Origin of the sequence: Roseburia yibonii, assembly GCF_014297335.1 — a bacterium.
GTDB lineage: Bacteria > Bacillota > Clostridia > Lachnospirales > Lachnospiraceae > Roseburia_D > Roseburia_D yibonii.
In genome coordinates, this window is record NZ_JACOQH010000002.1 from 356,031 (window position 1) to 372,167 (window position 16,137).

A 16,137-nucleotide genomic window follows, 5' to 3' on the forward strand; every position below is an offset into this window, starting at 1 on the left:
TTTTTAGTTATTGATCAGCTTATCTTCTTCGTTGTTCCAGCTGTATAATTTACGGATTTCCTTACCAACTGCTTCTGACGGATGTTCTGCTGCTTTCTTTCTCATAGCTTTGAAGTGAACCTGACGTCCTGCCGGAGACATATCCAATAAGAAGTCTTTTGCAAAAGTACCATCCTGGATATCGGAAAGGATCTTCTTCATGGTCTTCTTTGTCTCTTCTGTGATAAGCTTCGGTCCGGTAATGTAATCACCATACTCAGCAGTGTTGGAGATAGAATATCTCATTCCTTCGAAACCGGACTGGTAGATCAGGTCTACGATCAGTTTCATTTCATGGATACATTCAAAGTATGCGTTTCTCGGATCATATCCAGCTTCGCATAAGGTTTCAAAACCTGCCTGCATCAGTGCGCAAACACCACCGCAAAGAACTGCCTGCTCACCAAAAAGGTCTGTCTCTGTCTCAGTACGGAATGTAGTTTCAAGAACACCTGCTCTTGCTCCGCCGATACCAAGTGCATATGCCAATGCGATATCCTGAGCCTTTCCGGTTGCATCCTGCTCAACAGCGATCAGACATGGAACACCTTTTCCTGCCTGGTACTCAGAACGAACGGTATGTCCCGGTCCCTTCGGTGCGATCATGGTAACGTCTACGTTCTTAGGCGGTACGATCGTTCCGAAATGGATGTTGAATCCATGTGCGAACATTAACATATTTCCTGCTTCCAGATTCGGTTCGATCTCGTTTTTGTAAAGATCAGCCTGTTTTTCATCATTGATGAGGATCATGATGATGTCAGCCTGTTTTGCCGCTTCTGCAGCCGTGTATACTTTAAATCCCTGTGCTTCTGCCTTTGCCCATGATTTGCTTCCTTCATAAAGTCCAATAATGACATTGCATCCGGAATCCTTTAAATTCAATGCATGTGCATGTCCCTGGCTACCATATCCAATGATAGCGATCGTCTTTCCATCTAATAAGGAAAGGTTACAGTCCTGCTGATAAAAAATCTTTGCTGCCATTTTTAATTCCTCCTAAAAAAGTTAATCTAAATAAGTAACATCGGCCGACCCTCTGGTCAGTCCGGTAATACCTGTCCTTGCCAGTTCGAGAATCTCATAGCCTGCCATCAGCTCCAAAAAAGCATCCAGCTTTCCCTGACCTCCGGTCAGTTCGATCACCATGGAATCCCGGCTTACATCTACAACCTTTGCGCGGAAAATATTCGCGATCGACACGATTGCCTGACGGTCTTCCTCGCCCGCATGTACCTTCACCAGTATCAGTTCACGGCACACCGACTCTCCGTCCCGCAGCTGCTTGATATCGATCACATCTTCCAGCTTCGCCAGCTGTTTTTCTATCTGTTCCAAAATAAGCTCATCACCTGAAGTAACGATCGTCATCCTGGTATAACGCGGATCTGTCGTCACGCCTGCGGTGATGCTGTCTACATTGTATCCTCTGCGGCTGAAAAGCCCGGATACACGGCTTAGAACACCGGAAGTGTTCTCCACCAAAATGGATAATACCTGTCTTCTCATCGAAAACCATCCTTTACTTTTTACGCTTGCTCACGTTAAAATTATTCTAGCATATCTCCTTTAATTGTCAATACAAAAATGCATTAAAGTAATATAAAATTTTTGTCCTATAACATTCAGTTATGGTTATAGGGCAAAAAATTCATATCTGTGTTCTGTTTTTCCCTTTCGCTTACGATGTCTTCTGATTTTCAACCTGTGTTTCCACCGCATCGACGATTCCTTTGACATATCCCTTCTGATTGGAAATGATATTTTTCAGATCTTCATCGATACTGATGTATCCAAGCTCGATCAGAAGCGTTTCGACTCCGGTATTGGAATTCCGGTATTCGTTGCTGCCATATCTGGTATCTCTTCCATCCACAAACGCACCGGTCGCGATCCCTCCAAGCTCACGGATCATAAACAGGGAATCCACGCCGGAATAATCATATGGCGTATAACCGTATTTTTCCGCTGTCGCCACATTTTTGCTGATCCCTTTTTCGCTGTACGGAGCCGCGTATACACCATCGGTCACACGGTCGGACTGCATATTGGAATATCCAGTTCCGGCGTCCGCCACAATACCGTCCGCAACCAGTTTCGCGAAATCACCATTTCCCCGTATGGAACAGTAGATCTGTACGCCGCCGCGCGTCAGTTTCTCCGCATTGCTGTTCAAATGCAGACACAGACAATACTTTGCGCCGGAGCGGCAGGCAATGCTCACTCTGCCGTCTTCATCGTACATCGTGTATGCCATATTCTCATCCGCCGGCTCAGAGCCGTCCCTGGTCAGCTTGATCTTATAGCCCTTGTCTTCCAGTGCGCTTTTTAATGCCTTCGCATACTGAAGCGTCAGTTCCGACTCTGTATATCCGTTGCCGCTCGCTCCCGTATCCTTTCCGCCATGTCCGGCGTCGATCACGATATCATAGACATCATCCGGAAGCGCCGATTTTGCCACATTCACTTCCAGATAATTTAAGTTTGTCCCATCCGTATCCTGCGCAAAAGACATCTGTATCTTCTGGTTGCTGTTATCCTTGGTCAGCGTGTAATAGGTGATCGCCTGTTCTCCCGACGCATCAGTCAATGAATAGTACGCATGCGTACCGTCGGAATAGGCAGCCCGCAGCAGCATACAGTAGTTACCGTCCGGAATATTTTCCAGATTAACGCCATCATTGATATTTGCAGAGGTCTGGAACGCGTAACTTCCATCCTCACCGATCGTCTTTGTCAGCGTATAGATCCGCTCCGCCTCATCCACCGCAGATGCAGAGGATGATGTATCATCTGTCTCTTCGCTCGAAACGCCCTTCGCGTCATCCACAAGAAGCAGTTCCATCGACTGGATCTCCTTTTCCGCCGTCAGCGTTCCCTCCAGATTCAGATGCGTGCCGTATACATAATATTTTGACACACTGACACGGTCGTCTGTCACATCAGCCAGAACATTTTTGATTTCTTCCTCAACTGCCGCCGCAGCCGGTTCCATCGCTTCTTTCTTTTCGATCGTATGCCGGATCAGCAATGCCAGTGCCGTCAGAATCGCAACTGAAATAAGAAGAAATGAGATCTGCATGAGCAGCACTTTTCTCCGTCTTCTGCGATAACGTTCCCGTGCCCGTCTGCTGTCTCGCGGCATCTGTGTGCGCTTTCCGCTTCCGTTCTCATACCGTCTGTATTCTGTCTGCTCCCTGCCATCGCCGGCTCTTTTTTGTCTCTGCGCTACATCGGAACTTGCAGTTCTGCTCCTCTGTCTTTGTGCCGCATCGGAACTTGCAGTTCTGCTATGCTGTCCTGCCGCTCCCGGATGCTGCATACCGGTCAGATCCGTTTTTATCCCGGAACGCTTTCGCACATCCCTGTTCTTATTTAATTTTGTGCTCTGATATCCATTTGTGCCACTCATTTATATGTCCATACCTGTTTTTTCAAATTTTTTACTCTTTGTCTATTATAATACAAACCACCTGCAATAGTAAAAGGAAATCATTTCTTTTTTTCAGAATTTTCTCTGTCAAAATCTGAGAGGATCTCTTCTCTCGTTTTTTCCGCTTCCAGTTCCAGCATCTGTTCAATATTGATCAGTTCATCCTCCATCCCGGTCTCCTGCTCCGGTGCTTTCTGTTCTTCCACCGGCCGATCCGTTTTTCTTTCCGCTCCGGTATCTCTTCTGCTCTTTTTATTCCCAAATTCCCGCAATGGCTGCGGTGCGCTCAACTTCTTCCCGCTTCTTTTTCTTCTGACCGGCTGTTTCTTTCCCCTTGCCGTGCCTGATCTTCCTTTTTTCCTTTTTCCTGCTTTGATCCACTGTAGTTTTTCTTTCTGTTTCGGTGCCCGGAATATGGCATCCCCATATGCCTCCCGATAGCAGATCCGGACATACTGGAGTGCGAACAAAAGCGAGAGCACGAAAAATCCATAGGAACATACTTTGGTATAACCGCTAAGCAGTGCCGCCACACCGAACGCGTCTGCTGAAATAAGAAGGAATAACGCGCGCAGGTCACTGACTTTTCCCAGTTTTCTCTGGGTAAGGCAGGCGGCAAACGGGATCGCAAATATAAAAAATGTCCCAGGACGCATGCCAAGCGCCATCATCCGTCCATTTATCCAGTTTAGGATCTCTCCGGTCGTCCGTGGCAGGAAAACGGGCTGTCTGTGTATCATAATCCCGCAAAAAAGTACCAGCACTCCAGCCAGAATCCCAAGGATCAGTGTCATGCGTCCATTTCTCTGTGCCCCCGCCGGTCTGAGTTTTCCTATGCGTTTTCCTTTTAAGAACAGCCCGGTCAGAATGGCGTACAGAAATGGTACGATCAGGCTAAATGCGACCTGGATCAGCACCGTTTTTCCAAAAAGACTCTGCCGCATGACATAAAGTCTCGAACAAAGCCATACCGCCACAAGCAGGATATAAATATATCGAAACAGGTTTGTTGTCCATCCGTAAATTTTTTTCATCATTATCACCCAATGATGATTTTACCGGAAATATATTAAAATCCTGTGTGTATTTCCTGAAATGCCAATGAAGAATCTATGAATTATTTCTTAAATTTTTCGCTATTGCAGAGTAAAAAAGCACAAAAAAATACCGCAGCCCCCCCCCTGCTACGGTATCCTTTTTCTATATCCCGAAAGCCAATTCAATTTTTCATATTCTCCCATTCTGTATCCGGTCAGTTTCCTTTCCCAATACATCTCCCTCAGATATTGTATAACATTTTACACCTTTTCCCGCAAGCATTCGCACGCTTTTTCTCCTGAACTGCAAGAAACAATGCACCAACGGCAATTTTTTCTGTCAAAATTTGACGGAACTCCAACTTTTTTGTACAATGGAGTTATTACATATCAATGGGGTGACATTATGGCTGTTCTCATCGTAGAAGATGATCCGATCCAGCAAAACGCTTTAAAGATCCTTTTAACTGAATATAATCCGGCATATGATCTTTTATGCGCTTCCAGTTACGCGGAGGGCTTGGATCTCCTTTCACACAGTGATATCTCGCTTTTTCTTCTGGATGTAGAATTAAACCCCTGTGACCGCACGGACACCAAAGACGGTGTGGAACTCGCCAGACAGATCCGTCAGCACCCGGAATACCTCCACACGCCGATCATTTTCCTTACCTCCATCCCGGAACGGATCCTGGAGGCTCTGAATCAGACACACTGCTTTGACTATCTGTTAAAGCCATACGACCGGGGGATGCTTTACCACTGTCTGGATCAGATCCATTTTCCGGGAAATCTTCCCGAACCGCAGGTCAGCTTTTCTGACACGCAGGGCATCCATATCCGCCTGAAGGGCTCAGAAGTTCTCTATCTTTGTTCCTGCGGACATCAGATCCAGGTTCACACAAATGACGGCGTCTATACGACATGTGCCATGACTTTGGATGCTTTTACGGAAAAACTCGGGCTTCCGTTTTTCCGCTGTCACAGAAAATATATTATCAATCTCGATCACGCCAGCCAGTACGATAAGACAAACCGCTTTGTCTGTGTCGGCAGTGAATCCGTTCCGGTCGGGCGTTCCTACAAAAGCGAATTTGAAAAGAGGTATACGAAAAAATGATCATTTTCTTTCTATCAGGGAATTTCTTCTGTCAGCTGCTTGAATTTCTCTGTCTGTATCTGCATGGATGCGGGATATACAGCATCAACTTAAAAAAGAATTTAAAACGGGTGCTCACCTGTTTTCCGCTGCTGCTGCTCTCGACTGCTTCCACGCTGCTTCCGTATCACGCTCTTTTTACGGTATTTATTATCTTTGCGTGCTCGCTTTTCGCTTTCATGTATATCTTTCAGGACTGCCCGCTGAACAAGCTTTTTATCTATCTGATCATCTATATTATGATCGTGTTCATTCAGCTTTTGTCCATTCCGCTGATACAGCTCTGCCGCATACCGCAGGATTCCATCCTGATGCCGCTGTTCGGAAATTCGTTCTGTCTTCTGATCTCCGTCATCCATTACCGGCTTGGACGTCTGGAACTGATTTACAAATTTATCGTAAGTGCCGGGGTTACCGCCAAAATTTTTCTCGGCAACAGCTTTATTCTGATCTTTTGTATCGTAAATTATGTCAAGCAGTCTACGGCGGATATTCTGCACAACTTTTTCTTTCTGTTTTTGATATCCCTGCTTATCGTATGCATCAACGGCGTCATTATTTACGGCTCCCTAAAGATCCACAAACAGAAACAGCAGATCGAAATGTATCATTCCTATCTTCCGATCGTGGAACAGCTGATCGACCAGGTGCGTGAGACACAGCACGCGCACAACAACAGTATCCAGGCAATCCGTATGCTTCCCGCCACCTGCCATGATTATGAGACGCTGTCCCGTGAGCTGACCGATTACACGGACTATCTGATCAGCCAGAACGCCCCGGTCGCACTTTTAAAGATCAATATGAAAATGATCGCCGGTTTCCTGTACCACAAGATCCTGCGCGCGGAAATATTAAAAAAGAAGTTTGAACTGGAGATACGGAATTACTGTTTAAAGACCAACACGCCCGAATATGATCTCATTACCATGTTCGGTGTCCTGATCGACAATGCGATCGAAGCCTCAAATGAGGGAGACACCGTTTATGCCGTTTTGGATTCCAGAGACAACAGGGTTCTGTTCCAGATCAAAAATATCGGTCCGAAGCTCACACCGGAATTTTCCTCGAAGATCTTTCAAAAAGGATACACGACCAAAAAAGAGACAAAGAAAAGCCATGGCATCGGTCTGCACCAGTTAAAGCGCATGACCGATTATTACCACGGCGAGATTCTTTTGTCCAACGAAACAGATGCCGGTCACACCTGGCTTTGTTTCTCACTGACGATCTGATGTTATTCCGCGATCTTCCAGTGATCCGCTCTCTTTCGCCCGTTCACAAAGTCCGCATAGATTCCCGGTTCCCCGATCGCCTGGATCAGCAGCTGCTCATTTTGCGGATCGACATTGGCAGTCGCCTCATCGAGTATGAGCACCGGCGCGTCTTTTAACAAAGGTCACATGTTTCAATTCGATCGTGTGGTCGTATAATCTTGCGTTCTCCTTTGGATGATGCTGCTCCGGTGCGTTTAAAAGTTCCTCCACCGATTCTAGCATCGTACCGGTCCCTTCTGTTTTTGTTTCATCCGATTTCAAAAAGGTCTTTCCAGCCCTCATAAAAGAATCGCTGCAGCTGCTTACCATATGTAAAAACTGCAGGGATATTTTCAAAAAAACAGAGTCCGCATACATTTCTGTACGCAAACCCTGTTCGATTAAAATACGTTTTTATTGTCGGTAAATGCTTAGAATTTACCAGCCTTTGCAGCTTCCTCAACAGATACTGCAACTGCAACAGTAGCACCAACCATCGGGTTGTTACCCATTCCGATCAGACCCATCATTTCTACGTGAGCCGGAACAGAAGAAGAACCTGCGAACTGTGCATCAGAGTGCATACGTCCCATAGTATCTGTCATACCGTAGGAAGCAGGACCTGCTGCCATGTTGTCCGGGTGAAGTGTACGTCCTGTACCACCGCCGGAAGCAACGGAGAAGTATTTCTTGCCCTGTTCGATACATTCTTTCTTGTATGTACCTGCAACCGGATGCTGGAAACGTGTCGGGTTGGTTGAGTTACCTGTGATGGAAACACCAACGTTTTCATGATGCATGATCGCAACACCTTCCTGAACGTCATCTGCACCGTAGCATTTTACAGTGGCACGAAGTCCGTTTGAGTATGCTTTCTCATATACAACGTTTAATTTTGCTTCTTTGTAGTCATACTGTGTCTCTACAAATGTAAATCCGTTGATACGGGAAATGATCTGTGCAGCATCTTTTCCAAGACCGTTTAAGATAACACGAAGCGGTTTCTGACGAACTTTGTTTGCTTTCTCAGCGATACCGATCGCACCTTCTGCTGCTGCGAAAGACTCATGTCCTGCTAAGAAGCAGAAGCATTCTGTCTCTTCTTCCAGTAACATCTTACCAAGGTTACCATGTCCAAGACCTACTTTTCTGTGGTCTGCAACAGAACCCGGGATACAGAAAGACTGAAGTCCTTCACCGATTGCTGCTGCTGCGTCTGCTGCTCTTCTGCATCCTTTTTTGATTGCGATCGCAGCACCTACTGTGTAAGCCCAGCATGCGTTTTCAAAACAGATCGGCTGGATTTTCTTAACCTGATCGTATACATCAAGTCCAGCGTCCTTTGTAATCTTTTCAGCTTCTTCGATAGAGCTGATTCCATAACTGTTTAATACAGAATTGATCTGGTCAATTCTTCTTTCATATGATTCAAATAAAGCCATTGTCGTTTCTCTCCTTTCCTACTACTCTTGTCTCGGGTCGATGATCTTAACTGCGTCATCTACACGGCCATACTGTCCCTTAGCTTTTTCCCAAGCTGTGTTAGGGTCATCACCTTTTTTGATGAAGTCAGTCATTTTTCCAAGAGAAACGAACTGATATCCGATTACTTCGTTATCAGCATCCAGTGCGATACCTGTTACATAGCCTTCTGCCATTTCCAGATAACGAACACCTTTTTCTTTGGTTGCGTACATAGTACCAACCTGAGAGCGAAGTCCCTTACCAAGATCTTCCAGTCCTGCACCAACTGCAAGTCCGTCATCAGAGAACGCACTCTGTGTACGTCCGTAAACGATCTGTAAGAATAACTCTCTCATTGCTGTATTGATCGCATCACATACAAGGTCTGTATTTAATGCTTCAAGAATGGTCTTACCCTGTAAAATTTCTGCTGCCATAGCTGCAGAGTGTGTCATACCGGAACATCCGATGGTCTCAACCAATGCTTCTTCGATCACACCGTTTTTTACATTTAAGGAAAGCTTGCAGGCACCCTGCTGTGGTGCACACCAGCCTACGCCATGTGTAAAACCTGAAATATCTTCAATTTTTTTGGAATGAACCCATTTTCCCTCTTCCGGGATTGGAGCTGGTTCATGTTTTGCGCCCTTAGCTACCGGACACATGTTTTCAACTTCCTGAGTGTAAATCATTATAAGACTCCTTTCAAAGATATAAAATGATGTATTTTGTTAAACTTTGTTAGACATTTAACATACCGCACTTATTTTCGCACATTTTCTGCAATTCATCAAGTAGTATTTCATGTTTTTTTCCCGGTGCATACTCACAATAACTGCGCTGCTGACACAAACGTGATCTAGCACTCCTTTGTTACTACTTCCCCCTGTTTTTTATAGATGGAATCCGCCGGGATCACACCGCGCACCATGGAGAGCGGATATACATTGGTGTTTCTTCCGATCACAGTTCCCGGATTTAACACGGAATTGCATCCCACTTCCACATGATCGCCGAGCATGGCTCCGAATTTTTTCAGTCCTGTCGCGATCTGTTCCTCACCGTCTTTTACCACTACAAGGGTTTTGTCGGATTTTACATTGGAGGTGATGGAGCCCGCCCCCATATGGGATTTATAACCGAGAATGGAGTCGCCGACGTAATTGTAATGCGGCACCTGCACCGAATTAAAAATGATAACGTTCTTTAACTCGGTCGAATTTCCGACCACCGAGCCTTTTCCGACGATCGCGCTGCCACGCACAAACGCGCAGTGGCGGATCTCCGCTTCCTCATCGATAATGAGCGGTCCGTTTAACGCGGCTGTCGGCGCCACCTTTGCGCTCTTTGCCACCCAGATATCTTCGCCCCGCTGTTCAAATCTTTCCGGATCCAATGTCGGTCCGATCTCTCTTATCACATCCGCGATCCCCTTTAATGCCTCCCACGGATAAGTGTAACGCGCAAGGTATTCCCCCGCGATCGTCTGTGTCAGATCATATAAACTGGTAATTTTTGCTCTTTCCATTATTCCACCTCGTACTATTGATATCAATTCATTCTTTTCGTTCCCATTCTACTCCGCCGCCGGTTCTTTTACAAGTGGCGGTTCGCCCGGATTTTCAAAATCAAACCGGATCCTTTCATCCGCATATTTCAGACAGGTATCAAAGGTATTTCCGCTTTTGGATACAAATCCATTCACTTTTGCTTTCGTCTTTCCGGTTGTAAGCAGCTCTTTTATGGTCTCCTCGGGAAGTTCCACCTGCGCCACATGGTATGGAAGCCTAAACCCGCAGTCACATTCGTAATACCACTGCGAACGCTTCAGGTGCTTTCCACACTTCGGACAGTCCACTTCCGTTTCAACCGGCTGTGGTTTCTCCGGGAAATCAAACGCGACTCTTCCATCCTCTGTAAGCTTTAACGGCGCATCAAATTTCATACCGGTCTTTGCGATAAAGCCCTCGATCACGCCTGTTTTTTTGCGCAAAAGCAGTTCTTTTACCTGACTTTCGTTTAATTTCACGCCCGCGATCTGCCCGATCGCGAATCTGCATCCGGTTCCGTCCGCCTTACTGTAATTTGCGCAGCCAAACCCGAATTTCGTATGCACAATATCTCCGCCGCAGAGCGGACAGAACACGCCTTCTACTTTTTTTGGCTCCACATCCTGAAAGTCAAATTTAAGCCCCGTGATCTTTCCGTCTTCCTCTTTTGCGAAAGTAACGCGGGCGTCAAAACTGTTGCCGGTCTTCGACTTAAATCCGCGGATCGTCGATGTGCGTCCGTCCTTTAACAGCTCGCGCACCTGCGTTTCCGTCAGATTTTTTCCCGCCATTTTCCCGATCGAGAACCGGCAGCTGTTCTCGTCCGCGGAAGAATAATTGGCACAGCCATATCCAAACGGTGTCTTTACGATCTCGCCCCCGCAGAGCGGACAGACCGCATCCTTTATTTTTTTTGCCTCCACATGGTCAAAATCAAATCTGACCTGCGTCACTCCGTTTTCATCCTTTTCAAGCTTTAAGCAGGCATCGAATTTCTTTCCGCTTTTTGATTTAAAGCCACGGATCGTCTTTGTCATCCCCTCGGTGAGAAGCTCCGTAAGCTGCGCTTTGTTCAGATCTTTCCCGGCGATCTGTCCCACCGAAAAGCTGCATCCGTTTTCCCCGTCTTTTCCATGATGCTCACAGGAAAAGCCATAGCCGCGCTCCAGGATGGCTCCGCCACAGACCGGACATCTGACGCCCTCCACAACCGTCGGCTCATTCTTGGAAAAATCAAACTGAATGGATGTTTTTCCATCGTCCTCTTTCTTTAAAAGAAGCGCTGCGGAAAATTTCTTTTTCTTCTGGGACTGGAACCCGGAAAGTACCTCCGTATGTCCCTTTTCCAGAAGATCCTTTACCTCTTCCTCCGATAAGTCGCGTCCGGCGATCTGACCGATCGCAAATTTACAGCCGCTTCCGTCTTTTTTGTAGTTGCTGCATCCATAGCCAAACGGTGTCGTCTCGATCTCGCCGCCGCAGACCGGACAGGACACGCCCAGCTTCTTCCGCGCTCCAATCCCTCTGCCGTTTTTGCCTGCAAACGAGCTGATCCGTCCGGCGATCTGGGAAAGCAGATCCCGGTCTATGATCGCAACGGTCTCTTTTTGGATAAATTCTTCCAGCTTTTCCCGGTAATCTTCCACTGCCACGGTTCCGTTCGTGATCCCGTCGAGTCCTTTCTCCCAGGACGCTGTCATCTTTGGGTTTAAAAGCGCCGGAACGGTAAGGCTCACGACTTCAAACACCATCTCTCCGAAGCGCTCCGGTGTCAGAACCTGTGTCTTTTTATTCAGATTCAGATACCCGATATGTACCAGTTTTTTTATGATCTCCGCGCGTGTCGCGGAAGTTCCGATCCCGGAGCCCTTGATCTGCTCACGCAGTTCCTCGTCCTCGATCAGCTGACCGGCATTTTCCATGGCAAGCACCATGGAACCCGAGGTATAGCGTTTCGGCGGGGAAGTCTTTCCCTCTTTGATGGAATAACCGTTTACCGGAAGCACATCTCCTTTTTGCAGGGAAGCAGAAAGCTCGATCAATCCTTTGTTTTCCTCATCCTCTTTTTTGCGCCCGGCGATCTCTAAATACCCTGCGGATTTTAAAGTCTTTGCTGAGGCAAACAGCGTCTCCGTATCGACTGCGACTTCGAGCTTGACATTCTGATATTCCGCCGGCGGATAAAATACCGACAAAAATCTGCGGACGATCAGATCGTATACGCTTTTTTGCAGTTCTGTCACCGAGGAGAGATTTCCGGTCTGTCCGGTCGGAATGATCGCGTAGTGATCCGTTACCTTGCTGTCATTTGTATACTGGCTCTTTGCCAGATTCCGGTACATCCCCTCGCTTAAAATACGCTCGGTGTACGCTTTGGTCGGCTCATACGACTTCAGACGATTCAGATTTTTGGTGATCTCTTTTGCCACCGCCGTCGTAAGCACCCTCGCATCGGTTCTCGGATAAGTGGTAAGCTTCTTCTCGTAAAGTTCCTGCGCCGCCTTTAATGTCTCATCCGGGCTGATCTTAAAAAGCTTGGCGCACTCCGCCTGAAGCTCCGCCAGATTAAATAAGAGCGGTGCCCTTTTCCGGCTGACCGTCGATTCGATCGTCTTTACCACCGCTTCTTTTCCTTCCAGCTCCCCGATCAGTTTTTTGGCGTCCTCCTCTTTTTTAAATCCGTTTTCCTTATATAAAAGCGGATTTTCAAAATACCGGGAACCGGCAATACTTTTCCACTCCGCCTCGATCTCTTTTTCGGTAAAGTTTCCGATCACACGGTAAAACGGTGTCTCCTTAAAATTGCGGATCTCGCGCTCGCGGATCACGACCATGCCAAGCACACAGGTCATCACACGGCCGACCGCGATCGGCACATAATGTCCGGTTCCGACCGCATCATTTAAAAGCTTTCCGTATTTGACGGACATCGCACGGGAAAAATTTATGCCCATCGCGTAATCCTCAATGGAACGCATGATCCCGGACTTTCCGAGATTTTTATAAGCATCCATGCTCTTTGCTTCCGTGATCCCGCGCTTTATCTCCTCATCGGTCTGGGAATCGATCCAGACGCGCAGCTCCGTCATTCCCTCGCGCACGCCGCCGTAATTTCTGATATTCTCCTCGATGGTCTGTCCTTCTTTTCCCGAGTCGCCTGCCCAGTAAACCGTTTCAATATCCTCACGGTGCAGCATATTGTTTACGATCTCATACTGCTTTTTGACATTCGCAATGACACCGTATTTGTACTCACGCGGCAGAAACGGCAGATCCTCCAGCTTCCATTTTTTATATTTTTCGTCATATTCCTCCGGATAGACCATCTCCACCAGATGACCCACACACCAGGTAATGACAAACTCATGATTTTCAATATAGCCGTTATTTCTTCCGGATACACCGAGCACACGCGCAAAATCCTGTGCCACGGACGGTTTCTCGGTTATGATCAGTTTTTTACCCATAATTCTCCCTTAGTTCTTCCAAAAATTCAATAACGAAATCATAACACAATTCCATTTTTCCCGCAAATCTTTTCGCCGGATCCCACAAAGCGAAAAAAGAACAGGTATGGCAGGCTTTTTGCCTTTTTTCCTGCACTCCCGTTCTTTTTGTTTACAGATAATATTCAATTTCAACCTCTGAATTTTCAAAGAATTCCTGATAGATCGCTCTCCGGATATTCACGAAATCATAGCTGTTTCTTCCCCGCGGTCTTGCCAGATCCACCCGGATCTCCTTTTTGATCTCTCCCGGATTTTTGCCCATGACGAAGATCCGGTCACTCAAAAAGATCGCTTCATCAATATCATGGGTAATGAGTATCATGGTCGTCTTTTCCTGCTCCCATATTTTCAGTATGCCGTTTTGCATATGGATCCTTGTAAGCGCATCTAAAGCCCCGAACGGCTCATCCAGCAAAAGTACCGCCGGATGATTGATCAGTGCTCTTGCGATACTGACCCGCTGCTGCATGCCCCCGGACAACTGCCCGGGCAATGCCTTCTCAAAATTTTCCAGTCCGACCATTTTGATATGTTCCGCGACCAGTTTTTTCTTTTCCTCCGCCGGAAGTTTCTCATGGATTCCAAACGCGATATTTTTTTCCACGGTAAGCCATGGAAACAGCCTGGCTTCCTGAAATACCATCCCGATATGGACAGACGGCTTCTCGACCCGCTTTCCGCCGATTTTTATCTCACCATCTGTCGGTTTTTCCAGTCCGGCGATCATGCGCGCAAGCGTACTCTTTCCACATCCGCTCGCCCCAACGATACTGATGAATTCTCCTGCACGGATTTTCAGATCGATATCCGTAAGCACCTCAAACGAAACATCTTTGATCTGAAATATTTTCTTTACATGTTCAATCTCTAAATTTTCGCTCTCTTTCATAGGCCTGTTGTCCTTTTCCCTGTATGATTTATTTCTAATTCCAGACGATCAAGCGCTTCTGCACTGCCAGAATGACCGCGTCGGTAACCAGCCCGATCACGCTTATGGACAGTAAGCCCACAAACAGTTTTTCGGGCTGCGACAGTTCCCTTGCGTATTCGATCATATAGCCAACGCCTTTGGTAGCCGCAAGCATCTCTGCCGCGATCCTTGTCGGGACAGGCATGACCGCACCGCTGACCGCGCCGCCATCCCCCAGGATCTGCCACAGGAGAAGTATTGCAAGCGGTACGAAAAAGAATATCACGGTGTCTGTTTTCTTCTGTTTTCTCATGGCTGTTCCTTTCTGACCGCGTCAAGATACGAAGCATCGGTAAGATCAGCCACATCCGGTCTGTTTTTTATGGTTCCCTGTTCGTAAAGATAGGATATGGTATCGTCAAGCGCGTCTGATACACCGACATCCAGCTTATATTCAAATGTTCTCGTATTATAATAAAGCGCTATATTCTCACTGGTGTCCCCCATTTCCTCTGCCACAATAGAAAACGCTTCCTCCTCATTGTCTTTGATCCAGTCTGTCGCCGCAAGAACTGCCTGTAAAAATTGTCTTGCATGCTCCGGATGTTCTTTCATATAGGCATCATCCCCGACAATGACCGTAAGGATATCATCATAACCTTCCGCATCCGCCACCTCATATGCCCCGGTCTCCGCCTCGATCGCCGTACTTGTCGGCACCTGTGTCACTGCTGCATCCACCGTATTTCCGACAAATGCCGCGAGCTGATCCTTGTTCTTTAAGAAAACAATATCGATATCATCTTCAGTCAGATGCTCGGCACCGAGATATTTTAAAAGCAGTTTATGATTGGTGCTTCCCGACATCACCGCGACCCGTTTTCCCCTGATATCCGAAATATTCTTTATTCCGGAATCTTTTGCTGCGATCAGCTGATAACCGCTCGTGGAACGGAACAGACTTGAGATCACTTTTACGTCCAGTCCGTTCGCTTTTGCCTGAACAACCGGCATATCTCCAAGTGCGGCAAACTCCACGCCGCCGGACGACATGGTTTCCATGATCGCCGAACCGGAATCGGCAGCCGTAACTTCCACATTTACGTTCTCCCCGAAGGCTTCTTTAAAAAAGCCCTTTTTATCCGCAATAATGATCGGAAGATAATTTCCCGGTGTCATGACCCGGATCTGCTCCGGCTCATTTTCCGCCTTTTCCCCGCAGCCCGCCAGCATGGAAAGCACGGCAGCTCCGATCAGGAATATTGATATCAGATTTTTTTGTTTTTTATTCATACGCCGTCTCCTTCCGGTAAATATGATCCATATGCATCAGATACGGATGCTCTTTTTTCTCTTTTTCTCTCGCCGCTTCATAGGTATCATCCTCTACTGCTGTCACATCTAACAGCCAGACCGTTGAGAGATCCGTTTCTTCGCCAAATTCCTCCTGCACATTGATATACGCCTCCTCGAACCGGTGTCCCGCAATCAGTGCCTGATACGGTTTCGCGCTCACTCGGTAAATCTCACCGTTTTTTCCGAGCAGGCTGAGTGAAACTTCTTTTTCAAACCAGATACTGTATACAAGATTTTTCTGCATCTGTGAGCTCTCGAGAAATTCATAATAAGCGATCCTTCCTTTTCCCCACATGGTAAGTTTTCTGCCCACCTGCGAGATGGGATTTCCATTTTTTCCAACTGCGCTGATCACAGAAATGGTTTCTTTCTCTTCAAGCAGCTTTTCTATTTTTTCTATATCCTTCTGCAATGCCATGACCAA

At 46.9% G+C, this 16,137-nt stretch carries 16 protein-coding genes; 2 read left to right on the forward strand and 14 right to left on the reverse strand.

The genetic code is table 11. The features are described 5' to 3' along the window. Positions 1–3: 3 nt before the first annotated feature. The 4 genes from ilvC to H8Z76_RS04560 all read right to left on the reverse strand — a co-directional run bounded on the left by ilvC (position 4) and on the right by H8Z76_RS04560 (position 4,506). The gene (gene ilvC, locus H8Z76_RS04545) at positions 4–1,026 is read right to left on the reverse strand and encodes a ketol-acid reductoisomerase (protein ID WP_022516341.1); all 1,023 of its coding nucleotides are present in this window, start codon (positions 1,024–1,026) and stop codon (positions 4–6) included. Between the two features lie 21 nt (positions 1,027–1,047). Beyond that, positions 1,048–1,548 (reverse strand): acetolactate synthase small subunit, encoded by a 501-nt coding sequence (gene ilvN / locus H8Z76_RS04550; protein ID WP_022516342.1) that lies wholly within the window; start codon positions 1,546–1,548, stop codon positions 1,048–1,050. Positions 1,549–1,720: 172 nt separating this feature from the next. Continuing rightward, positions 1,721–3,451 carry an N-acetylmuramoyl-L-alanine amidase family protein gene (locus H8Z76_RS04555; RefSeq protein WP_186981771.1) on the reverse strand — a complete coding sequence of 577 codons (1,731 nt, stop codon included), beginning with the start codon at positions 3,449–3,451 and terminating at the stop codon, positions 1,721–1,723. Between the two features lie 80 nt (positions 3,452–3,531). Beyond that, entirely contained in the window at positions 3,532–4,506 is a 975-nt protein-coding gene (locus tag H8Z76_RS04560; RefSeq protein ID WP_186981772.1) for a CPBP family intramembrane glutamic endopeptidase, read from the reverse strand. 409 nt (positions 4,507–4,915) lie between these two features. On the opposite strand from H8Z76_RS04560, the gene H8Z76_RS04565 reads away from it, so the two are divergent. Together H8Z76_RS04565 and H8Z76_RS04570 are read left to right on the forward strand one after the other, a co-directional pair. Then, positions 4,916–5,629, forward strand: a complete 714-nt coding sequence (locus H8Z76_RS04565) for a LytR/AlgR family response regulator transcription factor (protein WP_186981773.1) — start codon at positions 4,916–4,918, stop codon at positions 5,627–5,629. Continuing rightward, on the forward strand, positions 5,626–6,903 hold the full coding sequence (locus tag H8Z76_RS04570) for a sensor histidine kinase (protein ID WP_186981774.1): 1,278 nt from the start codon (positions 5,626–5,628) through the stop codon (positions 6,901–6,903). Before H8Z76_RS04565 ends, H8Z76_RS04570 begins: the two co-directional genes overlap by 4 nt. Positions 6,904–6,905: 2 nt before the next feature. Here the strand turns inward: H8Z76_RS04570 and H8Z76_RS04575 are convergent, their stop codons facing one another. From H8Z76_RS04575 to H8Z76_RS04620, 10 genes are all read right to left on the reverse strand, one after another. Next, positions 6,906–7,046, reverse strand: a complete 141-nt coding sequence (locus H8Z76_RS04575) for a hypothetical protein (protein WP_186981775.1) — start codon at positions 7,044–7,046, stop codon at positions 6,906–6,908. Then, positions 7,030–7,167, reverse strand: a complete 138-nt coding sequence (locus H8Z76_RS04580; RefSeq protein ID WP_186981776.1) for a hypothetical protein — start codon at positions 7,165–7,167, stop codon at positions 7,030–7,032. The genes H8Z76_RS04575 and H8Z76_RS04580 overlap by 17 nt, the downstream gene beginning before the upstream one ends. Before the next feature lie 188 nt (positions 7,168–7,355). After that, on the reverse strand, positions 7,356–8,366 hold the full coding sequence (locus tag H8Z76_RS04585) for a GGGtGRT protein (protein ID WP_147619670.1): 1,011 nt from the start codon (positions 8,364–8,366) through the stop codon (positions 7,356–7,358). Between the two features lie 21 nt (positions 8,367–8,387). Further along, the gene (locus H8Z76_RS04590) at positions 8,388–9,080 is read right to left on the reverse strand and encodes an iron-sulfur cluster assembly scaffold protein (RefSeq protein WP_147619672.1); all 693 of its coding nucleotides are present in this window, start codon (positions 9,078–9,080) and stop codon (positions 8,388–8,390) included. Between the two features lie 167 nt (positions 9,081–9,247). Then, a complete protein-coding gene (locus H8Z76_RS04595) occupies positions 9,248–9,916 on the reverse strand; it encodes an LbetaH domain-containing protein (RefSeq protein WP_147619674.1) in 669 nt (222 codons plus the stop codon). A 48-nt stretch (positions 9,917–9,964) separates the two neighbouring features. Then, a complete protein-coding gene (gene topB, locus H8Z76_RS04600; protein ID WP_186981777.1) occupies positions 9,965–13,405 on the reverse strand; it encodes a DNA topoisomerase III in 3,441 nt (1,146 codons plus the stop codon). A 151-nt stretch (positions 13,406–13,556) separates the two neighbouring features. Then, positions 13,557–14,336 (reverse strand): ABC transporter ATP-binding protein, encoded by a 780-nt coding sequence (locus H8Z76_RS04605; RefSeq protein WP_186981778.1) that lies wholly within the window; start codon positions 14,334–14,336, stop codon positions 13,557–13,559. A 34-nt stretch (positions 14,337–14,370) separates the two neighbouring features. Further along, positions 14,371–14,670: a hypothetical protein gene (locus H8Z76_RS04610; protein ID WP_186981779.1), complete on the reverse strand. Its 300-nt coding sequence runs from the start codon at positions 14,668–14,670 to the stop codon at positions 14,371–14,373. Beyond that, positions 14,667–15,650, reverse strand: a complete 984-nt coding sequence (locus H8Z76_RS04615; RefSeq protein ID WP_186981780.1) for an ABC transporter substrate-binding protein — start codon at positions 15,648–15,650, stop codon at positions 14,667–14,669. The genes H8Z76_RS04610 and H8Z76_RS04615 overlap by 4 nt, the downstream gene beginning before the upstream one ends. Next, complete coding sequence (locus H8Z76_RS04620; RefSeq protein ID WP_186981781.1) at positions 15,643–16,131, reverse strand: hypothetical protein; 489 nt, start codon at positions 16,129–16,131, stop codon at positions 15,643–15,645. The genes H8Z76_RS04615 and H8Z76_RS04620 overlap by 8 nt, the downstream gene beginning before the upstream one ends. Between the last annotated feature and the right edge of the window lie 6 nt (positions 16,132–16,137).